This is a genomic window from Lysobacter lycopersici (assembly GCF_007556775.1).
Classification (GTDB): Bacteria; Pseudomonadota; Gammaproteobacteria; order Xanthomonadales; family Xanthomonadaceae; genus Pseudoluteimonas; species Pseudoluteimonas lycopersici.
Genome location: NZ_CP041742.1, coordinates 1,899,112 through 1,923,160, shown reverse-complemented (window position 1 = coordinate 1,923,160; position 24,049 = coordinate 1,899,112). Strand labels below are relative to the sequence as shown.

The following is a 24,049-nucleotide window of genomic DNA, read 5'->3' as shown; positions in this document are numbered from 1 at the left end:
TTGGCCACCTTTATGACGCGCATCATTTCCACACTGACTCTCTTGACGGCTTCTGTGCTCCTCGCATCTTGCTGGGACTCGAAGGAAGGTCAAAAACTTGCAGAAGGTAAGCAGAAGGGTGAACAAGCCGTGGCAGCGCTCGAAAAATTTAAATCCGTCCACGGACAGTACCCAAAATCCTTGTCTGCCCTGTCTCCGGAGTTTCTCAGGACACCCTTGAATGAGCTGCGCCCTGACAATACAGAAGGCGTCACCTTCATTTACGAGCTAGAGCCGAGCGGCACTTATATGCTGACTTTTCACTACACAGGCCCCGGAGTTAACAACTGCACCCTGCAACCCAAAGGATCGCGGGAAAGATGGCATTGCAGTGGCTTTTATTGACTGCGGGTAATAATCCATTCGAATCGAAGCCGTTACTCCGCACCGTTCGACTCAGGCGATAATCCCCGCATGAGCACCCCGCAAGATTCCTCGCTCGGCCGCCACGTCGACTATCCGCGCGAATACGACGCCTCGCTGCTGTTCCCGATCGCGCGCAGCCTCGGTCGCGACGCGCTCGGCATTCGAGCCGATGCATTGCCCTTCGCCGGATTCGACCGCTGGCACGCCTACGAACTCTCGTGGCTGGACGCGCGCGGCAAGCCGCGCGTCGCGACCGCGACCTTCGAGGTTCCCGCGGATTCGCCGAACCTGGTCGAATCGAAATCGCTGAAGCTCTACCTCAACTCCTTCAACGCCTCGCGTTTCGACGGCGACGACGCCGTGCGCGATACCATCGCGCGCGACCTGTCGAACGCCGCCGGCGCGCCGGTGTCGGTCGCGTTCGGCCTGCCGCCTTTGCGCGACGACGACGCAGCGATCGACATCGACGCGCAGGACATCGCCATCGAATCCTACGGCCCACCGGATGCGTCCTTGCTCGCATCCGACGCCAGCAGCGATGCCAACGAAACCTTGTCGAGCGCGCTGCTGAAATCCAATTGCCCGGTGACCGGCCAGCCGGATTGGGCCAGCGTGCGCATCGCCTACCGCGGCCCGCGCATCGATCGCGCCGGGCTGCTGCGCTACCTCGTTTCCTTCCGCGACCACGCCGAATTCCACGAGCAATGCGTCGAACGCATCTTCGTCGACGTGCTCGCGCATTGCCGGCCGCATGCGTTGTCGGTGGAAGCGCGCTACACCCGACGCGGCGGACTCGACATCAACCCGTGGCGCGCGACGCCGGGCTTCATCGCACCGACGCCCGGCCGCGACCTTCGACAATGAACCGCGGGCCAACCGTTCCGGTCGACGCGATGTTTTCTTAACGGACCGCGTGGGACGCTGGCGGAGGTTTACACGGGCGAAGGAGTCCCCAATGACCAATCCGCAGAACCCCAAGGATCCGAATTCGCTGTCGCTGGCCTCGGGCGGCGAAAAGAAGGCCGATTTCTCCAACGTGCAGGGCCATGTCGATACCGTTCCGGATACGAGCGGTGGTTCTGGTGGAACCGGTGGCAAGGCCGATTTCTCCAACGTGGTCGGCAAGGTCGACGGCGTGCCCGACGGCGGTGGCGCCGGGGCGGGCGAGCAGACCTATACCGTGCAAAAGGGCGACACGCTCTCGCACATCGCGCAGAAGCACTACGGCAAGGCCAGCAAGTGGCACGCGATCTTCGATGCCAACCGCGACCAGATCGACGACCCGGACAAGATCTTCCCGGGCCAGGTGCTCAAGCTTCCGGACGCGAACGGCTGATCATTCGCCGTTCCACGACGCCGCTTTTCGACACGCGATCCCAGACATCCACAGGAGACAACCATGATCCGCAACCGCATTTCGCTGGCCATCGCCACCGCGCTGCTCGCGACCGTCGCGCTCGCAGGCTGCAAGAAGAAGGACGACGCAGCGATGACCACGCCGCCGGCGAGCGAACCGGCAGCCCCCGCCCCGGCCGAACCGATGCCGGCGCCCGCGCCGACCCCGGCCACCGTCGCTTCGGTCGACCTCGGCAATGCCGTCGGCGCCGACAACAAGGTGACCACGGCCTCCACCAGCTTCGCCAAGAACGACACCATCCACGCCTCGGTCGCCACCGACGGCGCGGCCAGCAAGCTCAACGCGAAGTGGACCTACCAGGACGGCCAGACCGTCGACAGCCAGGACAAGGATGTCGCCGCCGGCCCGCAGACCACCGATTTCAGCATCAGCAAGCCGGACGGCTGGCCCGCGGGCAAGTACAAGGTCGAGATCTCGCTGGACGGCAGCGTGGTCCAGAGCCGCGACTTCGAAGTGAAATAAACCAGCATCGATTCGATGCACGAAGGGCGCGGCGAGAGCCGCGCCCTTTTCGCAGGCGCGCTGCGATCAATCAGGGAACCGGCGTCGTGGCCTTGTGGTACAGGCCGTCGAACGAGACAGTCCAGGTCTTGCCGTCGTCCTTCGAAGATTCCCACAACTGGCGCACCGTCCCGTCGGCGTTCGGCGTCCACGCGATGCGTTCGCGCCCGAACAGCCCGCTGTCCGCGTCGGGCTTGTCGTGCCTGCCTTCCAGCACCATGCGTCCGTCGACGAGGCCGCCGACGAGATGCAGGCGGTTGCCGCCGTTGTCGACCCAGAACTGTTCCCAATTCCCGGTCGCGGCGTTGTAGATGTTGAAGCTCTCGCCGATGGTGCCGCCGCCACCGAACCAGTGTTCGTGGATGACGCAATCGCCCAGCCGCGATTCGACCCGACTGCGGCCGATGGTCTTTTCGCCCTTGGGCCCGGTCACGTCCCAGCTGCCGACCCAGAAATCGAATTGCCGGTGCATGGCATCGCCGCAGGGCGGCGCTTGCGGCGTGGCGGGTGGAGGCGTTTGCGCAGGAAGATCGGTCATGGCGAACACCGCCAGGGCCAGGGCCAGGCATCGGATGGTACGCAGCATTTCGTTCCCCGCACGGCCACGATGCGCACCAGCCTAACGCCGCGACGGGCGCATGGCTTTGCCGGATTTTGCCGCTTCACGATCGATCCGCGAGGATCGAACCGGACTCAGTACCCCAGCGCCGCCGCCAGTTCGCGTGTTTCGCGGCCGAGCACGTCCTCGGAGTAGAAGCGCTTCCAGCGCACGGCCGCGTCGGGATTGATCGCGTTGTGCAGGTGGAACTTGAGGTCGCCGCTCATGCGCGACGCAGTGGCCACGCCGTCGGTCATGCGATCCATGTCGTCGTACGGATTGACCATCGCGCTTTCATAAGGAATGCCGGCGAAGCCGCAGATGCGGCGCAGCACCGCTTCGGGTTCGACCACCAGCTGCTCGTACTGCACCTGCAGCCAGCGTTCGGCCGGCACCTGCTTCGAAATCTCCAGCGTGTTCTGCTGGGCCAGCAGCCAGGTCAACTCGGCGAGCTCGCGGCTGCCGTAACCGCCCTCCTGCGTCGCGGTCGGCGGCAGCAGGCGCTGCATCGACGATTCCTCGTACGAACGCACCATGCCCAGCGGATGGCGGACCAGGTGGATGTACAGCGGATCGACGAAGTCGCGCTCGACGCGCTTGAGGATGTCGACATCGACGATGTACCACGGGGTCTTGTCGACCAGCAGGCGCTCGCCCTGCAGCGGCGCCTGCAGTTCGCGGTAGAACGCCTTGGTGGTCATGCCCTGCCGCTCGCAGTCGGCGACGAACGCCAGCGACTGCTCGGCGCTCCAGCCCTTGAGGTGCATGAGCGCGCGCGCGGTGCCCTCGAGCAGGTGGTCGGTGTGCGCGCCTTCAAGCGCCCTGCGCCGGTCGGCCATCGTCCGGTACGGCAGCAAGTGCAATTCGGGCGGCGCGAACAGTTTCGAGTTGCCGGCCAGCAGGATGCGCAGCAGCGTGGATCCGGAGCGCGGCGGCGAGAGCACGAACACCGCGCGTTCGTTCTTCGGCGTGCCGTCGTCAGCCAGGTCGCGCACCGGGAAGCGGCGGCGGAAGGTGGCGAGCTTCGTGGCAGTGACGCGCTGCTCCTCCGGCACCGACGTCACGCGCTGAGGATCGGTCGCGGCCGGGGCGGCGGGCGCCGCGGGCACGCCATTGTTGAGCCGTTCGGCGACGAATTGCGCGATCTGCCGCACGGTCACGTCGTCGACGTACTTCCCGGCCTGCATCAGCAGGTCCTGGAAACCGAGCTTGGTCTTGAACTCACTCTCGATGGCGACCGCCATCTGGATGAAATCGATCGATGCGAAGCCGACGTCCCCGACCATGGTCGTGCCGGAGTTCATGCCGCCTTCGAGTTCGACGTCCCAATCCTCGGTGAGGTCGGCGATCACGCCGATGACCCGCTCTTCCACCGCTTCGACCGTGTACACGTATGTTCTTCCCCAAAAACTGGCCGGAACCCCCTGTCGTTCCGGGTCAAGGACGTACGGCATCTGTGATCGGATGCACAGATATGCCATGAACCGGCAAGTATTGCCGCAGTTCCCGCGCGAGTCCAGAACGTCGCCGCCCGGAACCCGCATTCAGGTCGTTCCCCCCGGAAACTTCGCGATGCGGGACGCAATGGACGCAGCACGATGCGCTGCGATTCCAGCCGCCTGCCTCGTCGTAGAACGCGGAATGCGTCGAACAACGGACATGCGCGACAATGGCGGCCTTTCCGCCACGCATGGCCGCCATGTCCGATTCCGCGCAGATCCTCTATACCCTGACCGACGAGGCGCCGTTCCTCGCCACTGCCTCGTTCCTGCCGATCGTGCAGGCCTATGCGCGCACCGCCGGCGTCGGCGTCGAAACCCGCGACATCTCGCTGGCCGCGCGCATCCTCGCGCAGTTCCCGGACCTGCTCGGCGCCGGGGCCGTGTCCGACGACCTGGCCGAACTCGGCGAACTGGCGAAGACGCCGGAAGCGAACATCATCAAGCTGCCCAACATCAGCGCTTCGATCCCGCAGCTGAAGGCGGCGATCGCCGAACTGCAGAAACAGGGCTTCGCCTTGCCGGATTATCCCGACGAGCCGAAGAACGATCGCGAAAAGGACGCGAAAGCGCGCTACGACAAGGTCAAGGGCAGCGCGGTGAACCCGGTGCTGCGCGAAGGCAATTCCGACCGACGCGCGCCGAAGGCGGTGAAGGCCTACGCGAAGAAGCATCCGCACAAGATGGGCAAGTGGGACGCAGGTTCGAAATCGCACGTTTCGCACATGGGCGACGGCGATTTCTACGGCAGCGAACAGTCGGTGGTGGTGCCGGCCGCGGGCAGCGTGCGCATCGAATTCACCAGCGCCACCGGCAGCAGCTTCCCGCTGCGCGCGCCGGTGAAGGTGCAGGCCGGCGAAGTGATCGACGCCGCGGCGATGGACGCGGCGAAGCTGGCCGCGTTCGTCGATGCGCAGATCGCGGACGCCAAGGCGCGCGACGTGTTGTTCTCGCTGCACCTCAAGGCGACGATGATGAAGGTCAGCGACCCGATCATGTTCGGCATCGCGGTCTCGCGCTTCTACGCACCGGTGCTGGAAAAGCACGCGCAGGCGCTCGCCGAGATCGGCTTCGACCCGAACAACGGCATCGGCGACCTGTATGCGCGCCTGGGCCAGTTGCCGGAGGCGAAGCGTGGCGAAATCGAAGCCGATATCGCCGCGCTCTACGGCGAGCGCCCGGGCGTGGCGATGGTGAATTCCGACAAGGGCATCACCAACCTGCACGTGCCCAGCGACGTGATCGTCGATGCCTCGATGCCGGCGATGATCCGCGACAGCGGTCGCATGTGGAACGCGAAGGGCGAATTGCAGGACACGAAAGCCGTGATCCCGGACCGCAACTACGCCGGCATCTACCAGGCGGTGATCGAAGACTGCAAGGCCAACGGCGCGTTCGACCCGGCGACCATGGGCAGCGTGCCCAACGTCGGACTGATGGCGCAGGCCGCCGAGGAATACGGTTCTCACGACAAGACGTTCAAGATCGACGGCGATGGCGTGGTGCGCGTGATCGACGACGCCGGCACCGTGCTGATGGAGCACACGGTGCATGCCGGCGACATCTGGCGCATGTGCCAGACCAAGGACGCGCCGATCCGCGACTGGGTGAAGCTGGCGGTGAACCGCGCGCGGCTTTCGAGCACGCCCGTTGTCTTTTGGCTGGATCCGCAGCGCGCGCACGACCGGAATTTGATCGTGCTGGTCGAGCGCTACCTCGAGGATCACGACATCGGCGGGCTCGATATCCGCATCCTCGATCCGGTCGCGGCGATGAAGTTCTCGCTGGCGCGCATCCGCGGGGGCATGGACACGATTTCCGCCACCGGCAACGTGCTGCGCGACTACCTCACCGACCTGTTCCCGATCATGGAGCTGGGCACCAGCGCGAAGATGCTGTCGATCGTGCCGCTGATGAACGGCGGCGGGCTGTTCGAAACCGGTGCCGGCGGCAGCGCGCCCAAGCACGTGCAGCAGTTCGTGGCCGAGGATTACCTGCGCTGGGATTCGCTCGGTGAATTCCTTGCGTTGCAGGCCTCGCTGGAATTCATCGCCGACACCAGCGGCAACGCGCACGCCAAGGTGCTGGCGGACGCATTGGACGCGGCCAATGCCGAATTCCTCGACAACGACCGCTCGCCGGGCCGCAAGCTCGGCACGATCGACAATCGCGGCAGCCATTTCTACGTCGCGCTGTACTGGGCGCGGGCGCTGGCCGCGCAAACTGCCGACGCGGAACTGGCGGCGACGTTCGCGCCGCTGGCGAAATCGCTGGCGGACAACGAAGCGAAGATCGTCGAGGAACTCCTCGCGGTTCAGGGCAAGCCGGTCGATATTGGTGGCTACTACAAGCCGGACATGGGGAAGCTGTCGGCGGCGATGCGGCCGAGCGCCACCCTCAACGCCGCGCTCGCGACGCTGTAATTCCCGGAACGATGCGGAACGCGCCCGGAGTGCTCCGGGCGCATGGTTGCCGTCAAGGCAGGTTCAAGGATTGCAGGAAGCCGTCGACCTGCGCGGTGAGGTCGCCGCTCGCGCCGAGTTCGGCGTTGATCTCGCCGTGGCGCAGGTCTATCGGGAACACGCTCACGCGACCGCCGAGCGAAGTCGCCTTGTCCGCGAACCCCCTGGCCTGCGCGCAGGAATCGGCGCGACGGCTGGAGCACACCAGCAGCATGGGCACCGGCGCATGCGCGAGGCGCAGCGTGGGCGAGGCGTCGCTCCACAACTGTCGGTCGTTGCCGAAAGCCTTGTCGTACAGCGAGAAATGCGACTGCTGCATGATGTCGACGACGTTGTATGCCGCGCTGTCCAGCGCGACCGTGCCGAGCCAGGAACCCGCGCCGGCGTTGGTGGCGATCGACGGCGCCGCGCTCAGCAGCGACACAAGGTGCGCGCCGGCGGAATGGCCCATCAGCACGAAGCGCGACGGATCGCCGCCCCAGGAACGCGCCTTGCCCTGCGCGAAGGCGAGCGCCTTGGCGACATCCTGCGCCTCGCCCATCGGCGTCACCTGCGGCACCAGGCGGTAACCGACCGACACCACGATGTAGCCTTTCGGCAGCCAGTGCCCGACCTTGTTGTTGACCACGCCCGCGGCTTCCTTGTCGCCGCGCGCCCAGCCGCCGCCGTGCACCATGAAGATCACCGGTGCGTTCTGCGCGTTGGCCGGGCGATACACGTCCAGCGTCTGCTCGGGATCGGATCCGTAGGCGACGTTGCGATCGACCTGCGCGCCGGAAGGCAGCGCCATCGACTGTTGCTGCTGCATGCGGCGCGCGGCGAACGGGCCTTGTCCGCCATTGGCGCGCCTTTCCGCCGCCCTCTGCTGCCAACGCTCACGCATGGTCTGCCCCGAGCAACTTGAAGCCGCTGCGGTGGTCGCCAGCACGACGGCCGCGACCACGACGATTTTCCCGATCGACGAAAGCATGTTGTGCCTCCAACCTTTCTGGCGTGGCGGCGGAGGCCGCCATCGGATTCGGCGGCGATACTCGCACAGCCGGGGATAGTGCGAAGTGAACCCGCGCCGCCGGCGCCGGTGCATTCAGCCGATGTTGCGCCTGCGCCTCCATCACCGCCGTTCTTCGAGCGAACCGAGGTAGACCTCGCAGCCGCCGCGCGGATTGAAAATGTAACCAGATCCGTCTATCGGCATGATCTTCGGCCCCCACGGATTGGCGGTGCCCAGGAACAAGCCGTGCGGCGTCGACGCGAAGGTCCGCAGGCCCATGTTGTAGGGATTGCCCATGCCGTTGGTCGACACCGGCACCCAGTTCTCGCCGTCGTGGCTGCGGTACAGGTCGAAGCCCGACTGGTAGTCGAGGATGTTCTGCGGATCGACGTGCGCGACCACGTTGGCGAACGCCTTGGGCCAGCGGCTGCGGTTGACGTAGCCGAGGATGCTGCTCCACTCGAAGGTGCCCATGTAGAGCCAGCCTTCGTGCTCGACCATGCGCCAGAAATAGCCGTTGAAGAAGTTGTCGAAGCCCGGCTGCCGGCCCGACAGCGGATCCTTGCGCCCGTCCGGCGTGTCGCGTCCTTCGCCGACGATCAGGTCCCAGCTCATGTCCGGGTGCAGGCGCAGCAGTTCCGATGCGCCCGGGCCGATGTCGTTCGCGCGGTCGATGCCGCCGCCCTGGATGCCGGTGCCGATGTACAGGCAGCCCTTGAACGGATACAGGCTGAGCACGCCCTGGTTCAACTTGCCGCGCCACGCGCCCTGTTCGAGCACGCGTTCCCACTGGTAGGGCGCTTCGCCCTCGCAGGTGCTGCGCCACAACTGGAAACCGCTGTGGTTGAGCGTGCCGACGTAGAGGTGGTCGCCCCAGGCGCAGACTTCGTGCAGCGACTTGTTGCCGACGTCGCCGAAGCCGAAGTCGCTCACCGGCCGCCAGCCGCCGCGCGCCGGGTCGCTGCTCTCGTACACCACCGAATGCCCGGAGATGTTGGTATTGCCGCCGCGCGAACCGGCGGGCGTGGTGTACAGGCGGCCCTTGAACGGCACCATCGAACGGATCGTGGTCACCGGCAAACCGACCAGCCCCGGTTCGCAGGTCACTTCGAAGTTGCGTCCGTCCTCGGTCGCCATGATCACCGGGCCGGGCCCGCGTGCCGGCGACCAGGTGCTGATGAACAGTTTCGGCGCCTCCGACTCGTTGCGGCGGAAGACGGCCGCGGCGCGATAGCTGATGTCGCGCGGGATCGGCTTGCCGTGGCTGCCGGTGATCATCGGCGCCTTGAACACGCGGTCCCAGACCCCGGTGGCGGGATCGTAGGCCCAAATCTCCGCGCGCAGGTCGAGCTCGAACGGATCGCGCGGGCATTCGACCGGCCACACGTCGAGGCCCAACGACAGGCGCGAACGCATCAGCGCGAAGTTGTCGCGCATGGTGCTGACGTACAAGCGCCCGTTGAACCACGTCATCGAATGCGTGTACGAATTGTGCCCGTCGCCGAAACCGCGTTCGGCGATTTTCCGGAAATGATGCCGGCTCAGGCCCGGGCGGATCCCGAGCTTGTTCACCCTGGGCGCGCTCACGCCGGAACCGCCGCAGCCGCCGGGGCGAACATGGCCCGGATCTCCGCCAGCGCGTCTTCGCGGGTGGCGAACGGGCCCATCCGGCATTTCTCGCGGGTCATGAAGTACCAGGCGTCGTCGACCGCGAACACGCGGTCGCTGCGGATGTAGTTGCGTGGTGCTTCGCCGGCGCGATTGCGGCGCTGTTCGGCGGAGAATTCGCCGCCCCAGAAACGCCTGCAGTCGGAAATCATTTCCTGCGGGCGCGAGGAGGGGAAGAAATGCCCGGCATCGCGCACGCCGCGGAACTCGGCCTGCGGCCAGACCTCGAGCAGCGCCTCGCCGGTCAGGCGCGCGTGCGAGTTGTCGCCGTACAACGCGAGGATCGGGAATTGCAGCTTGCGCAATTCCTCCAGCGTCAGCCCGTCATCGCCCATCATCTGCGCCTTCGCCGAAGTCGTTTCCATCAGCGCGAGCCATTGCCGCGCCGTGTGTTTCGCCAGTTTGCCCATCAGCGGGCTGACCAGTTCGGCCAGTTCCGCGGGCACCTTGGTGCCATGCAATTGCCATTGCGCCATGCAGGTGATCAGGTGGTAGCCGAAATAGGGATGCTGGGTATCGAGGTCGAGCCCGTGGCGGTCGAGGACCTGCTGGATGCCCTGCCCGTACGTCCAGTCGCGCGGCGGGCCGAGCCGGCGCACCGCGGCGATGTGGCTGTCGGCCAGCACCAGGCTGCGCACACGGTCGGGCTGCTCGCAGGCGAACTTCAAGGCCACGACGCCGCCGAAACTGTGCGCGACGATGTGCGCCTTGGCGATGCCGAGGTGGTCGAGCAATCCGCCAAGGTCGCGCGCCATCGCGGTCGGCGAATATCCTTCGGCCGGCATCTCCGAACGCCCGTGCCCGCGCAGGTCGAGCAGGGTCACGCGGAAGCGCGTGGAGAATTCGGACGCGTACTGGAAATACCAGAACGCGAGGTTGGTGGCCAGGCCATGCACCATGACCAGGTCTTCGCGCGCGCCATCGCCACCATCGTCCGTCTGGACGTAGTTCAGGCGCACGCCATTGACGGTGGCTGTCGGCACCGGTTACCCCGTGCGCCCTGGCATCAGCATCGGATCGCTCATGCGTAGTGGACCTCTGTTTCCAGAGACGCAGGCGTCGCCACCGCGATGACCGCATCGTGCCGACGCACGACGCGCGCCTCGACCGTGCCCAGCGGATGCTCCACGAGCAGGGTTTCGCAGGCGGCGTCGGCGTAACGGATGCCGAATTCCGCCGGTGCGCCCTGCAAGCCGATGCCGAGGCACTTGGATGCGGCTTCCTTCGCGCACCACAGGCGCAGTACGCGTTCGTCGAGCTCGGCGCCGGAGAACCCGTCGACCAACGGGCGTTCGTGCACGGCGAGCGACTGGGCAACGAGCTCGGGTTGCACCCGGCCCATTCCCTCGAGGTCGACGCCTACCGGCAGGTCCGGCGCGGCGACCGCGACCAGGCACGATTCCCCGCTGTGCGAGAGCGATACGCGCGGCGCCTCGACCAGCGTGCCGTTCCACCAGCCGTCGACGTGCGGCGCACCGTATTCGTCGTGCAGCACCACCACGTCGGCTGCATAAACGAGTTGCCCGGTCTGCTGGTGGATCCAGTGCCGCACCGCTTCCTTCAGCGCGGCGCGGCCCGACAGCCATTCGCGATGGTGGCGCAGCGATCCCTGCAGCATCCGCCATTCGCCGCGTTCTTCCTCGGACAGCAGCACGTGCGCGAGCACGCGCATGCAGATGCCGCCGGACTGGGTGGCGAGTTCCGGCGCGATCAGCGGCACCTGCCACAGCGACACGCCGTCCATCGCCACCGGCTCGGCCGGTGCGCCGAGGAAACCCTGCAGCGGGTTCACGCGCGCCATGTGGTAGCTCGGCGGCACGGTGAAGAACAGGTTGCCCATCGCGTGGCAGCGCAGCAGCACGCGACCCTCGCCGTCGATGCAGTCGAAGTCCCAGTTGCGCGGCGCGTTGATGTCGGTGCTGACGCCATCGGCGGGCCGCTGGCGCCCGCGCACCACGATGCCCTCGCGGTCGGCCGGGCACGGCCCGTACAACTCGATGCGGTCGATGTGCGAGGGGAAGGAATGGAATTCCGGGCCGACGTATTGCACCAGCCAGCACGGCGCGACCTGGCTCAACGCGTCGAGCAACACCGGGTTGATCACCAGCCGCGGCGTGTGCCCGGGCGCGAAGAAATCAGCGAGGCCGACTTCGCTCAGGCGCACGTCGATGCCGGTGTCGTCCCATGCGAGGATCTCGCGCACGCTCTGGAACACCGGGCCATGGAACATGGCATGGCGATCGGTGGTGTAGAGGCTGGGCACGTGGATGTTCCACGGCCGTGGTTCGGCCAGCGGCGCGACGTTCGCCAGCCGCCAATCGCGCTCGAAGCGGAACTCGCCGCTGACCGCCATGCCGCGTGGGGTGGTCACATGCGCCGCGTAATGGCCGCGTTCGCGATCGATGATGCGCGCATGCACCTCGATGTCGAGCGCGCCGTCGTCCAGTGCGATCCAGTCGAAGGCCTTGACGTTCTCGATCACGCCGAGGTCGGTGCGTCCGGCCAATGCCGCGCAGGCCTCGGCCATCAGCTCGAGGCTGGCCATGAACGGCACGCAGGCCAGGCCGCGCAGCGACGGATCGGCCTCGGACACGGGGCCCGAAAGCACGTGGTCGCGGACGAACTGGTCGTTGTCGAGCGAGACGTGGCACTGCGCGACGAGGTGCGATTCGTCGTGTTCGACGATGCGGTCGAGCATCGGCGCGTAGCCGTCGACCGCATGCGAGGACGCGGCCTGCGGCGCGGCGCCGGCATCGCCCGCGGCGAATCCTTCCGTCGCCGGAAGCGATTGCATCAGTTCGGTCTGGCGTTCGAGGAAATCGCGCATGACCTCGAAGTATTCGCTCATCACCTGCACGCGCCCGTCCTCGCCCGCCACCTGTGCCGCGGGCGTCGCGGCGACTTCATCGACGACGCCTGCCGGCGGCACCGCGGCGGCTTGCGCCTGTGGCTGCAGTGGTGCCGATGCTTGCGGTAGCACATGCACCGGCGCCTGCGCCAGTTGCCGCACCCGTTCGCGATCGGCCTCGCTGAAGCGGACCATCGGCATGGTGTTGTCGAGCACCGGCGGTTGCCGCACGGTCGTGGTCGCATCGAGGTCGATGCGCGCAAGTTCGCGCCGCGAGAACAGCTTGCCCAGGTCGACCTGGCGGCCGGCGATGTACAACTGCGCGAGCGTCGCGAGCAGCTGCTCGACGCCGTTCTTGCGCCGCACGTTGCTCGACAGCGCCACGCATTCGCGGTCGGCGAGGATGTCGTTGACGAACGCGACGAGGTTGCCCGACGGGCCGACCTCGACGAACACGCGCACGCCGTCGTCGTGCATCTTGCGGATGGTTTCGCGGAAACGCACCGTCTGCGACCACTGGCCGGCGGCGAGCGCGCGCACCTGCGCCGGATCGTCCGGGAACAGGTCGACCGAGGCGCAGGAATACAGCGGCACCGTCGGCCGTTCCAGCCCGATGTCCTCGTAGTACTTCTCGAACGCGGCGCTGACGTCGGCGAACGCCGGCGTGTGGTAGCCGCGGTCGAACGGCAGCGGCATGCAGATCGCGCCGAGCGCGCTCAGGCCTTCCTGCACGTGGGCGATGTCGGCGACGCTGCCGTACAGCACGATCTGGTTGCTGCAGTTGTCCATCGCGACCTGCACGTCGCGACCCAGCTGCGCGAGGTAACGCTCGACATCCGCCGAAGGCAGCGCGCCGACCGCGAGCAGCGCGCCGACCGGGATCTTGCCCGACTGCAGCAGCGCGTCGTAGACCGCGTAATGCTTGCTGATGCAGTCCGACAATTCCTGCGGCGTGGTCGCCGCGTTCGCGCCGCACGCGGCCAGCGCCGCGGATTCGCCGGAGCTGTGGCCGAGCATCACGTCCGGCTCGACGCCGAGCGAAGTCAGCAGCGCGTGCATCGCCATGCCGCCGACGAACACGGCTTCGGAACCCACGTCCATGCCGTGCAGCCGTTCCTCGAGCTCGGCGCGGCGCGCGTCGTCGACTTCGCTGCTGGGGAACACGATGTCGGTGCGCGACTGGCCCGCGGGCAGGCCGTACAGGCCGCGCCAGAAATCCAGCCAGTGCTGCACTTCGTCGAAGCGCAGCGCGAGTTCTGCGAACATGTGCGGGTATTGCGAGCCTTCGCCGGGGAACAGGAACGCGAGCTTGCCCTCGACGCGGCGGTTGCCGTAGAACACGCGGCCGCGACCGCCCGCGCCGGTGGCGACCTTGCCGTCGCGCACCTTCGCCTGCGCCTGCGCGATACCGCTGGCCAGCGCGGCGATGTCCTTGGCAAGGATCGCGACGCGGTGGTCCGCGGCGGAATCCTGCTTCGCCAATGCAGCAGCCACTTCCGGCAGGCGCCACGAAGGATTGCGCTCGAGGCCGGCGGCCAGCGCATCCAGTTTCGCCAGCAGCGCTTCGGCGCTGTCGGCGGACAGCACGCACAGTTCGACCGGCCAGTCGGTCATGCGTCCCGGCACCACCGCGGCCTCGGGTGCCTGCTCGAGGATGGCATGCGCGTTGATGCCGCCGAAGCCGAAGGAATTCACCGCCGCGCGGCGCGGCTGCCCGGTCGGCACCATCCACGGCGAGACGCGGGTGTTGACGTAGAACGGGGTCTTGTCGATGCCCAGTTCCGGATTAACCTGTTCGCACAGCGTCGGCGGCAAGGTCCGGTGGTGCAGCGACAGCGACATCTTGATCACGCTGGCGATGCCGGCGGCCGGGATGGTGTGGCTGATCATCGACTTCACCGAGCCCAGCGCCTTGGTGCCGACCGGCGCGTTGCGTTCGCCGAACACGGAACCGAGCGAGGCGATTTCGGTCTGGTCGCCGAGCGGGATGCCGGTGCCGTGCGCTTCGACCAGGTCGACGCTCGCCGGGTCGATGCCGGTGACCGCGTAGGCGCGGCGGATCGCGAGGGTTTCGCCGTCGTGGCTGGGCGCGAGCAGGCCGGTGCCCTTGCCGTCGCTGGAATGGCCGACGCCGCGCAGCACCGCGTACACGCGGTCGCCGTCGGCGATGGCGTCGTCGAGGCGCTTGAGCACGACCACGCCGAGGCCTTCGCCGAGCAGGGTGCCGTCGCTGCCGGCTTCGAACGGGCGCACCTTGCCGCGCGCGCTGAGCGCGCCGAGCTGGGTGAAGCTGGCGTTGACGTCGGCAGGCAGCGTCGCGTTGACGCCGCCGGCGAGCATCATGCGGCTGCGGCCGGTGCGCAGTTCGTCGGCCGCGGCGGCGACCGCCAGCAGCGACGAGGCGCAGGCCGCGTCGAGCACGTAATTGGGGCCGCGCAGGTTGAGCCGGTTGGCGATGCGCCCGGTCATCATGTTCGGCACGAGGCCGGGCGCGTTGTCGGCGTTGGTCGGCGGCAGTTTCTTCAACAGCATGGCGCGCAGTTCCTGCAGCGCCTCCTCGCCCATGTGCGGCATCGCCGCGCGCACGAGGTCCATCGTCTGGTCGATGACGATGTTGTTCTGGATGACGGTGACCTGGCCCGCGTGCAGGTAGGCGCTGTGGCCGAGCACGATGCCGGTTTCGCCGTGGTCGGCGTCGGGATGCAGGTAGCCGGCATCGGCCAGCGCATCGCGCGCGACGCGCAGCGCGAGGTACTGGTCGGTTTCGCCGCCGGCCACCGAGTTCGGCATGATCCCGAACTCGCGCGGATCGAAGCGGTACAGGTCCTTCAGGTAGCCGCCGAACGGGGTCTTGATCCGCCCGGCGTCGAGGTAGCGCTGGGCGCCCCAGTCCGCGACCGGTTCGCCGATCGCGTCCACGCCTTCGAGGATGTTGTTCCAGAAGGCGTGCAGGTCCGGCGCCTGCGGGAAGATGCAGGCCATGCCGATGATCGCGATCGGCGCGTTCATGTCGGCGACGGCCTGCCCGGGGCCGGCATGCTCAGGCCGCGACATGCGAGGCCTCCTGCGCGGTGCCGCCGAAGCGGTTGAGCGCGGCGCTGGCGATGCTGTCGAGCTGCTCGATCGACATCACCGCCTCGCCGGCGTCGTCCAGGAACAGCACGTTGCCGCGGATCAGGGTCGGGTCGTCGGAAGCGATGCGCGTGTACTGCATGTGCATGCGTTCGGGGAAACGCTCGCGGTAGCGGACCACGCGGCCGAAGCGCGCCGGCAACGCGGATTCGTCGCGGTAGGCGCGCGACCACAGCCACGCCATCTGCGCGGCGGCGTCGAGCAGGCCCGGGTCGAACACCCAGTCCTGTTCGCCCGCGCCATCGGCGAGCCATTGCGCGGGCCGGGTGCTGCGCACGCTCGCGCCGGCGCCCTGCGGCGACAGCCCGTCGATCTTTTCGATCACCTGGAAACGCGGGCCGTGGAACAGCCATTCGCCGTAGGCCTTGGCCGTGCTCAACGCCTTGTCGTCGTGGAATTGGCGGTCGGCGTGTTCGGGTGCCGGCAGTAGTTGCTCCAGCCGCAACACGCAGCGGTAATGCGGAATGAAACGACCGGGCGCGAGTTCGCTTTCCAGCGAGGCCGCGACTTCGAAACCTTCGCTGCTGCCGTAGGGCGGCGGCGCGATCCGCACCTGCAGGTTGCGCGCGCTGTCGCGCACGTCCATGCCCTTGAGCTCGACGCCCTTGAGCAGCTTGTGCTCGCGCACTTCGACCACGCGCCAGCCCGGCCACATGATCTTCGCCGCTTCGGCCATCAGTTCCAGCGCGACCGCGGCCGGCAGCACCGGCTTGCCGTCGAGCACGTGTTCGTGCAGGTAGCGGTGGCGCGATGCATCCAGGCGCAACGGCAGGATGCGTTCGCCGCCGGTGCCGGCCTGCTCCTGGCTGAAGCCGATCAACGGACCGACGGTCGCGCCGTCGACGGGCGTTTCGACGGACACGCGGCGGATGACGCCGAGTTCCTCTTCGCGTGTATCCCACAGCGCTTCGCCGCAGACGATTTCCACCGGCGTCCCGGCGGCGCAGGAGAGTTCCCCGCGGAACAGCTTGCGGCCCAGCGCCGCGGACACCAGCCGCACGCCCTGTTCGGCGAACTTGGCCTCGGTGTCGGCGGTGACCATGCCGGCCCCGAACTTGGTCGGACCCCACGGGCCCCAGCACAACGCGCTGACCGCGACGCGCTGCCCCCAGCGCGCCTGTAGCGCGGTGCACAAGCGGTTCATCAATTCGTTCGCGGTCGCGTAATCGGACTGGCCGCTGTTGCCGTAACGCCCGGCGACCGAACTGAACACGTTGAAGAACTTCAGCCTGGCCGGATCGACGTATTTCTGTAGCAGCAGCATGCCGACGACCTTGGTGTCGACCACGCGCGACCAGCTGTCGCTGCGCTTGTCGGCCAGCAGCTTGTCCTCGATCACGCCCGCGCCATGCACGATGCCATCGATGCGGCCGTGGCGCTTGGTGACGCCCTCGACCAGCGCGCGGATGCCCTCGTCGTCGGTGACGTCGATCGCGTAGTACTCGACCGTGGCGCCGCCGGCGCGCAGGTCTTTCACATTGTCGAGCATCTCGCGCAGGCCGATCACCGCCTGCACGCGCTTGCCGATCTCGCCGGGCGTCATCTTCGCCGCGCCCGAACGCACCTGCGCGACGAAATGCGCGCGCAGCGCCTCGGCATCGGCCAGCGCCGCGGTCTCCGCCGGTTCGCTTTCCGGCAACGGGCTGCGCCCGGTCAGCACCAGCACGTTGCCCGGGCGCGCGAGTTCGCGCAGCACCTCGGCGGTGATGCCGCGCGCGCCGCCGGTGGCGAGCACGACCACGCCGGCAAGCGCTTCCTCGCGCGCCGCGTCGGTGGCGACGTCCTCGGCCACGGTATGGAACACGAAGCGCTCGCCGTCGGGATAACCGACTTCAACGCGGCCGCCGTCGAGTTCGATTTCGGCGAACAGGTCTGCGGCCAGTTCGTTCGCGTTGCGCGAGGGATCCAGGTCCACCGCCTTGGCGCGCAGGCTGGTGCGCTCCTTCGACAGCGACTTCACCATGCCCACGCCGCCGCCGACCAGGCGCAAATCGTCGTCGGCGCTGCCCTCGCGGCCGAACAGGCCGCCGAGGTCGCTGGCCGCGACCACGTGCGCTTCGTCGGCCATGCGCGAACCGAGTTCGCGCAACAGCAGGAACAGCGATTTCTCGTTGGCCTGGATCGCCTGCCGCCATTGCGCGGGCGAACCGTCCGCGGCGATCGCCGGCGACCCCAGCGGCGCGAGGTGCACGATGCCGGCGATCGGCGTCGCCGGCGCGGACGCCGCGCACCACTGCAGCAGTTTGTCTTCGTCGGCGAGCGTTTCCGCATCGACGATGGCGACATCGACATCGCGCGAACGTAAGGTCGCGGCGAGTGCATTGGCCACGCCGAGGCGGTCGCCGGTGAGCACGAAACCCCCGGGCGTCAGCCCGCGCGCGGCATCGGCGCCCAGCGGCTCGTGCCGCGGGCGCATCACCCAGCGCGGCGGCGCGGGCGCGACGTCGACGACCGGCGTGGCAGGTGCGTGCGCCACCGCTTCGGCCGCAGCGGCGGCGGCTACGGGTGCGGCGACATTCGCCGCGGCCTGCCCGACGAGGTCGAGCATGCCCTGCAGGTTCGGCTGCGTGTTCAGTTTGCTGCGCTGTTCGGCCAGCGCATCGCGGACATGCGCGGGCAACTGCTGCAACAGGCTGCCGACGATCTCGATGCGCTTGATCGAATCGATGCCGAGGTCGGCTTCGAGGTTCTGGCCGAGGCCGACCATGTCGCGCGGATAGCCGGTCTTTTCTTCCACCAATCCGAGCAGCAAATCGACGAGCGCATCGCGCGACAACGTATCGCGATCGTTCGCCGCGGGCACCACCACGGGCATTTCCTGCACGGGCGCCGCGACCGACGCGGGCGCGGGCCCCTGCGGCGCTTCGAATGCGGGCGCGGGCGCGCTGGCTTCGGCGACGAAGGGCATCGGCATGTCGCCGGGCATGTTTGCGGACAGTTCCGCCGGCAACGCCGGCAGGTCCGTACCCGCGGGCTGCGTGCCGAGGAACGACGACATCACGCGCGACTGCGTCGCCAGGAACTGGCGCATGGTCGCGAAGTACGCCGACAGGACCTCCGGATCGGTCGAACGCGTCATGCCGCCTCCCGCTGCTGCTTTTCGATTACGGAATCCACGACCAGACCTGCACCTTCACGAAGCGGATGATGGCCTGCGAGAACGCCTTCCACACCGGCATGGTTTCGCCCTGGATCTTGGCGGTTCCGGTCATGCCGGTGTTGAGCTCGCCACCGTGGTTGTCGATCGTCGCGAGGATCTTGAGCGTGGTGCCGGTTTCTTCCTTGGTCACGTTGCGGTCGATCGTCGCCACCGTGCCGTCGAACTCGCGGTTGAAGTACGCGACCGGGCGGATGCGGACCTTCGCGCCGGGCTTGACGTACTGCACGTCGGCCTCGGGGATGTCGACTTCGGCGGTGACCGTGCCGATGTATTCGACCGTCGCCAGCGGCTGGCCCTTGTCGAGGAAGCTGTTGGTGCGGTCCTTGAGGTGCAGGGTCAGGATGTTGCCGTCGAAGGGCATGCGCACTTCGGTGCGCGCGACCTTGTCGGCCTCGATGGCACGCTGCTGCTGCAGGCTGGACAACTTGGCTTCGGCCGCGGCGATCTCGTCGGCGGTGGCGCCGGACTTGACCAACTGCAGGTCGGCGATGCGCTCTGTGACCTCCATGGCGTCGTCGTCGCGCTGCTTGCGCGCGGTATCGAGCTCCTCGAACGACATCGCGCCGGACGCATACAGCTTCTCGATGCGCGGCACCTTTTCGCGGCTGTAGCGCGCGGTGGTGCGCGCGGTTTCCAGCGCTTCCTGCGCGACGCGCACCTGTTCCGGCTTCGGCCCCGCCTTGAGGTTGGCGAGGACGGCGGCCTGCTCCTGGATCTGCGCGTCCAGCACCTTCACCTGCCCGGCATAGTCGTTGTCGGCCAGGCGCGCGATCACCGTGCCTTGCTTCACCGACTCGCCGCCATCGAAATACACGGTCTGGATCAGCCCCGGCGTATCCGTCGACAGCACCTGCCGGCGCAGTGGGTAGATCGAGAACGAGCCGCTCACCTCGTACGGATACGGCAGGAACAGCAGCACCACCGGCGTCGCCAGCAGCACCTTCTTCCACCAGGCCATCGGCGCCTTGGGCGTCTCGCCCGGGGCCATGTCGTCGGCGGTGAGCGTGCGCTTGCGCCAGCGGTCGAACTGCTGGGTCTTCTCGTAGATGTCGCCGAAGTGCTTGAGGCCGGTGTAGTTGCGCCACAGCAAGTAGGCGACGAAGGCGCCGGCGATGATCACCGCCGAACCGCCCAGGCGCAGGTGGCCGTTGAGCCATTCCAGCAGGCCGACCCCGATCAGCAGCACCAGGAAGATGAGGTAGGTGATGGTCGCCAGCGAATACAGGGCGAGCGCATTGCTGTTGGCGGGCTCGTAGACGTCGCCGCGGAACTTGCCCACCAGGGCCCGGTAGGCCTTGCCGCGGAGGTTCTTCTCGTTGAGGAAGGCCGAGAGCAGGAAGTAGGCGCTGCCCTTGGCGAGCGGGTTCCCGGTTTCGATGATCAGGCTCGCGCCCGCCACCAGCACCATCATCAGCGCGAATTCCGTCAAGGTATTCGCATGGTCGCGCGTGTTGTACCAGACCAGCATGGCGACGCTGAACAGGAACAGCCTCAGGATGATGTTGGAGGCATGCAGCCACATCGTCTCCCGGCGGCTCAGGTTCTCGGTGCCGGTCATGTGCGTGGTGAAGCGCGGGATGAAACCGAGCAGCACGGTGATGCCGATCTTGTCGACGCTGACGCGGAACGCGTTCGCCACGAACGACATCACCAGCACGGAGAGCACGTTGACCGTCAGCAGCATGAAGATGACGCGCGCGAACAGGCTGAAATGCGCATGCAGGTTGCCGAGGTCGGAAGACAGCACGTGCCAGTTGTTCGCCGCCAGCACGATCGCGACCAGCAGCAGCACCGGCACCGCGTACATCGCGTAGCGCAACGGCGCGACCGCAGGCGCGAGCGCCTTCAGCATCGGCCGCGGGTCGAACAGCTTCAGCATCCGCGACGCGGCACGCGAATCCACGCCGGTGGCGCCTTCCACGCCCGGCGGCAGTTCCGGAGCCCCGCCATCGCCTGCCGCCTTGCCATCCACGGGCGCCGCGGCTGCTGGCGCCGCTGGCGCGGCCTGGCCGACCGTGCTGAACGACTTGTGCACCGCCTTGCCGTCGACGACTTCGAAGCTGTGCTTGGCGTACTGCTCCAGCAGCGGGTGCTGCAGCGCCGATTCCTCGAACAGCTTCTGGTCGGCGATCGACGAGAACAGCATGTCCAGCTCGTCCTTGGTGATCGTGCGGTCGAAGCGGTCGTGGAAGACGGCCTGCAGCTTCTCCAGCGTTTCGCAGCCGGGCAGCACTTCGAGGATGAAGAACTGCCACGGGTCGAAGTCGTAGGTCTTGCCGTACAACTTGTCGCGCAGGATGTAGCTGTGCTCGCTGCCCTTCGCGATGCGGAACGCCTCGAGGCGCCGGATGAGGTAGGCGGGGAGAACGATCTTCTGGCTGGGCTGTTCGGTCATTGGCTGGAATTCCGTCGAGTCTCTGTCGATGCTTGCGGGTCGGCCGCCGGGGCCTGCGTCGCGGTGTTGTTGGCGCCGCCGCCATCGCGCTGCTGTTCCTGCGCCACCATCCAGCCGCCGCCCATGGCCTTGTAGATCGAGATCAGCGCCAGGTAGGTGTCGCGGTCGCGCCCGACCTGCTTGTCCTGCGCTTCATACAGGTCCTGTTGCGCGTCGAGCACGTCGATGAAGCTCGATTGGCCGCCGTCGTAACGTGCCTCGGACAAGCGCACCGCGTCGCGCAGGGCGGCGAGTTGCTGGGTGCCGGCGGTCGCGATTTCGCCCGCCTTGGCGTTGAACACCAGCGCGTCATCGACTTCGCGCAGCGCGGTCTGGATGGTCTGCTGGTACTTCACCAGCATCTGCTTCTGCACCGCTTCGGAGGCGCGGATGTCGCCCTTGATTCGGCCGCCGCTGAAGATCGTGCCGAGCAGCCCGGCGCCGATCGAATCGGTCATCGCCGAGTGCTGCAGCAAGGTGTCGATCTGGTTGCTGCCGAGGCCGAGCAGGCCGGTCAGGGAAATGCTCGGGAAATATTCCGCCTTGGCCACGCCGATCTTCGCGTTCGCCGACACCAGGTTCTGCTCCGCCTGCAACACGTCGGGGCGGCGCTCGAGGATGTCGGAGGGAATGCCCGCCGGTACCGGCGGCAGTTTCAATGCAAGCAACGAACCGCGCTTGACCGGGCCGGGATTGCGGCCGAGCAGCAAGGACGTCGCGTTCTCCAGTTCCGCGACCTGGCGTTCCAGGTCGGGAACCGCCACCGCCACGTCGTACATCGCTGCGCGGGCCTTGGCCACATCCAGCTGCGAAGCGGCGCCGCCCTCGTATTTCTTCTGCACCAGCGCCAGCGCGTCGCTACGATTCTTCTCCGCTTGCCGCGCGAGCTCCAGCTGGTGGTCGAGCGCAAGCAGTTGCACGTAGCTGGTCGCGACGCTGGTGACGACGGTCAGCATCATCGCGCGGCGCGCGTCCTCGCTGGCCATCACGTCGGCGCCCGCCGCTTCCTTGGCGCGGCGCACGCGGCCCCACAGGTCCAGTTCCCAGCTGAAGTTGCTGCCGACCTCGAACGCGTTCTGGGTGGTGACCCGCTCGAAAGTGCCGTCGTCGTTCTTGTTGACCGGCCGCGGCTGTTCCTCGCTGTAGCCCCTGCGCTCTGCCAGCGCGTTGTAACCGATCTGCGGCCGGCCCTGCGCGCGCGTGACCTGCAGCTTGGCGTCGAACTCCTCGACGCGCAGGGTCGCGAGCTGCAGGTCCTTGTTGGCGTCGATGGCTTCGGAGATCAGCGTATCCAGCGCCGGGTCGCCGAGCCCCTTCCACCACTCCGTGTTGACCACGTCGCGGGCGTTCGGCAATTCGCTGCGCCAGGCTTGCGGCAGCGCCACGTCCGGGCGTTGGTAGTCGGGGCCGAGCGTGACGCAGCCGGTCAGGGCCGTCGCCAGCGCGCAGGCCAGCACCGCGCCGCCGTTGCGCACAAGCATTCCGCGTCGTTTTTCCATGTGTCCCCGCATGCATCCCTCGGTCATTTGTGCCCCGCGCGCGACAGCATTTCCAGGGCGTAATCCTCGACTTCCTTGATCTTGATCAGGCGGTGGCGCAGTTCGTTGAGCACGCCCTCGACCCACATCAGGTGGTACTCGACCATCCGCCGCTCCTCGACGATGTCCTCGATCGGCATGTTCGGCGGGCGCCCGTGTTCGTCGAACAGGAACTTGATGCCGTCCGCCAGTTCGCGGTTGGTGCTGATGTGGTGCACCTGCTTCTGCAGGAAAGTGCGCGCCTTCTTGGCGTTGAACGAATCCACCACCGCCTGGCGCAGCGCCGCCTGGTGCGGCTTCATCTGCGAGGGATCGCTGCGGCCGGTCAACGGATCGAGCGGCGCGGGCGACAGCCGGTCGCGCTTGCCGGACTTGGCGTTCGCGGCGATGTTCGACGGGTGCACCGCCGGCGTCGGTTCGGTCTTGTTGTCAGGCATATCCGAATTCCCTCGCCAGTTCGACGACCTGTGGATAGAGGCGCTTGCCGTCCTTGCGCCACGGCAGCTCGGCGTCCAGCGCCGGGATCTTGGGTTTGTGCGGGCGGAACGTCGGGCCGGAGAGGAAGTTCGGGTCGTTGCCGAACAGCGCCGTCACCGGACCGAAGCAGGCGAACGGCGAACGCTCCGGGTGCATCATTTCCTCGATCGCCTCATCGTCGTCGCGCAGGCCCGCCCAGCGCGCGATCGCGCCGAGATGGGTGCGCGGGTCGGCCATGATGTCCTCGCCGCGCATGCGGATCTGCTGTTCCGGCGCCACCTCCTCGAGGAATTCTAGGATGTTGAGGTTCACGTCGTGCCAGGCGATCTGCGGTTCGAGGATGGCGTAATCCTCGTCGATCTCGAACGCGTTCATCTTCATCGTGAACGCGCCTTCGTTGATCGCCATCACCGACTTGCCCTGCGGGATGGGATGGCGGATCAGGTGCACGAATCGCGCATCGGGGAACGCCTTCAGCAGGCCGCGCATGCGTGGCACCGCGACGGCGTAGGACGGGCTCTTCTCGACCGCGACCAGCGGGTCGATCGCCTTGACGATTTCCTGGAAGACGCGCCCGGTGTCCCAGTCCTCGCGCGCCGAGGCCCAGGCGCGCGCCATGTTCACCGTGGTGGTGGTCTGCTCGCCGCCGTAGATCTCCGCCACCGCGCGCATGAGCCCGTGGCGCGCCATCGCCCCGCGTTCGGCGTTCTCACCCTCCACCCCGACCCACAGGTCCACCAGCCGTTCGACATTGAACAGGCAAAGCTCCGGCAGGCCGAAGGCCTGCGGATGCTGGCCCAGCATGGCGTTCACCAGCGATGTGTACGACCTGGGCGGCGCCAGGAGGAAGAGGGGTGCGGTCATCGTCGGTGGTTCGGTGGTACGGCACTCAAGCGTGGCTCCTCGCGTTCGTCCTCGT

At 67.3% G+C, this 24,049-nt stretch carries 16 protein-coding genes; 5 read left to right on the top strand and 11 right to left on the bottom strand.

Features of this window, described 5'->3' with window-relative positions; translation table 11 throughout:
* Nucleotides 1-12 precede the first annotated feature (12 nt).
* The 4 genes from FNZ56_RS09520 to FNZ56_RS09505 all read left to right on the top strand — a co-directional run bounded on the left by FNZ56_RS09520 (nt 13) and on the right by FNZ56_RS09505 (nt 2,284).
* Nucleotides 13-384: a hypothetical protein gene (locus FNZ56_RS09520; RefSeq protein WP_143879612.1), complete on the top strand. Its 372-nt coding sequence runs from the start codon at nt 13-15 to the stop codon at nt 382-384.
* A 69-nt stretch (nt 385-453) separates the two neighbouring features.
* Nucleotides 454-1,269 carry an NADPH-dependent 7-cyano-7-deazaguanine reductase QueF gene (gene queF / locus FNZ56_RS09515; protein ID WP_143879611.1) on the top strand — a complete coding sequence of 272 codons (816 nt, stop codon included), beginning with the start codon at nt 454-456 and terminating at the stop codon, nt 1,267-1,269.
* Nucleotides 1,270-1,360: 91 nt separating this feature from the next.
* On the top strand, nt 1,361-1,741 hold the full coding sequence (locus FNZ56_RS09510; RefSeq protein WP_143879610.1) for a LysM peptidoglycan-binding domain-containing protein: 381 nt from the start codon (nt 1,361-1,363) through the stop codon (nt 1,739-1,741).
* 63 nt (nt 1,742-1,804) lie between these two features.
* Nucleotides 1,805-2,284 (top strand): hypothetical protein, encoded by a 480-nt coding sequence (locus FNZ56_RS09505; protein ID WP_143879609.1) that lies wholly within the window; start codon nt 1,805-1,807, stop codon nt 2,282-2,284.
* Between the two features lie 70 nt (nt 2,285-2,354).
* On the opposite strand, the gene FNZ56_RS09500 is transcribed toward FNZ56_RS09505, so the two are convergent.
* Nucleotides 2,355-2,909 carry a hypothetical protein gene (locus tag FNZ56_RS09500; RefSeq protein ID WP_143879608.1) on the bottom strand — a complete coding sequence of 185 codons (555 nt, stop codon included), beginning with the start codon at nt 2,907-2,909 and terminating at the stop codon, nt 2,355-2,357.
* Nucleotides 2,910-3,016: 107 nt separating this feature from the next.
* Nucleotides 3,017-4,312: a sulfotransferase gene (locus FNZ56_RS12890; protein WP_185970717.1), complete on the bottom strand. Its 1,296-nt coding sequence runs from the start codon at nt 4,310-4,312 to the stop codon at nt 3,017-3,019.
* Nucleotides 4,313-4,620: 308 nt separating this feature from the next.
* On the opposite strand from FNZ56_RS12890, the gene FNZ56_RS09490 reads away from it, so the two are divergent.
* Nucleotides 4,621-6,843 carry an NADP-dependent isocitrate dehydrogenase gene (locus FNZ56_RS09490; RefSeq protein ID WP_143879607.1) on the top strand — a complete coding sequence of 741 codons (2,223 nt, stop codon included), beginning with the start codon at nt 4,621-4,623 and terminating at the stop codon, nt 6,841-6,843.
* A gap of 52 nt (nt 6,844-6,895) precedes the next feature.
* Here the strand turns inward: FNZ56_RS09490 and FNZ56_RS09485 are convergent, their stop codons facing one another.
* The 9 genes from FNZ56_RS09485 to FNZ56_RS09445 all read right to left on the bottom strand — a co-directional run bounded on the left by FNZ56_RS09485 (nt 6,896) and on the right by FNZ56_RS09445 (nt 23,994).
* The gene (locus FNZ56_RS09485; protein ID WP_185970716.1) at nt 6,896-7,852 is read right to left on the bottom strand and encodes an alpha/beta hydrolase; all 957 of its coding nucleotides are present in this window, start codon (nt 7,850-7,852) and stop codon (nt 6,896-6,898) included.
* A gap of 141 nt (nt 7,853-7,993) precedes the next feature.
* Nucleotides 7,994-9,460: a hypothetical protein gene (locus FNZ56_RS09480; protein WP_143879605.1), complete on the bottom strand. Its 1,467-nt coding sequence runs from the start codon at nt 9,458-9,460 to the stop codon at nt 7,994-7,996.
* Nucleotides 9,457-10,524, bottom strand: coding sequence for an alpha/beta fold hydrolase (locus FNZ56_RS09475; RefSeq protein WP_143879604.1), 1,068 nt, complete (start codon nt 10,522-10,524; stop codon nt 9,457-9,459). Before FNZ56_RS09475 ends, FNZ56_RS09480 begins: the two co-directional genes overlap by 4 nt.
* A 38-nt stretch (nt 10,525-10,562) precedes the next feature.
* Entirely contained in the window at nt 10,563-15,443 is a 4,881-nt protein-coding gene (locus tag FNZ56_RS09470; RefSeq protein ID WP_143879603.1) for a type I polyketide synthase, read from the bottom strand.
* Nucleotides 15,430-18,600, bottom strand: a complete 3,171-nt coding sequence (locus FNZ56_RS09465; RefSeq protein ID WP_143879602.1) for an SDR family NAD(P)-dependent oxidoreductase — start codon at nt 18,598-18,600, stop codon at nt 15,430-15,432. The genes FNZ56_RS09470 and FNZ56_RS09465 overlap by 14 nt, the downstream gene beginning before the upstream one ends.
* Nucleotides 18,601-18,625: 25 nt before the next feature.
* Complete coding sequence (locus FNZ56_RS09460) at nt 18,626-21,076, bottom strand: HlyD family secretion protein (RefSeq protein WP_143879601.1); 2,451 nt, start codon at nt 21,074-21,076, stop codon at nt 18,626-18,628.
* Nucleotides 21,073-22,596 carry an efflux transporter outer membrane subunit gene (locus FNZ56_RS09455; protein WP_185970715.1) on the bottom strand — a complete coding sequence of 508 codons (1,524 nt, stop codon included), beginning with the start codon at nt 22,594-22,596 and terminating at the stop codon, nt 21,073-21,075. Before FNZ56_RS09455 ends, FNZ56_RS09460 begins: the two co-directional genes overlap by 4 nt.
* A 41-nt stretch (nt 22,597-22,637) precedes the next feature.
* Entirely contained in the window at nt 22,638-23,090 is a 453-nt protein-coding gene (locus FNZ56_RS09450) for a hypothetical protein (RefSeq protein WP_143879599.1), read from the bottom strand.
* Entirely contained in the window at nt 23,083-23,994 is a 912-nt protein-coding gene (locus FNZ56_RS09445; RefSeq protein ID WP_143879598.1) for a sulfotransferase family protein, read from the bottom strand. The genes FNZ56_RS09450 and FNZ56_RS09445 overlap by 8 nt, the downstream gene beginning before the upstream one ends.
* Between the last annotated feature and the right edge of the window lie 55 nt (nt 23,995-24,049).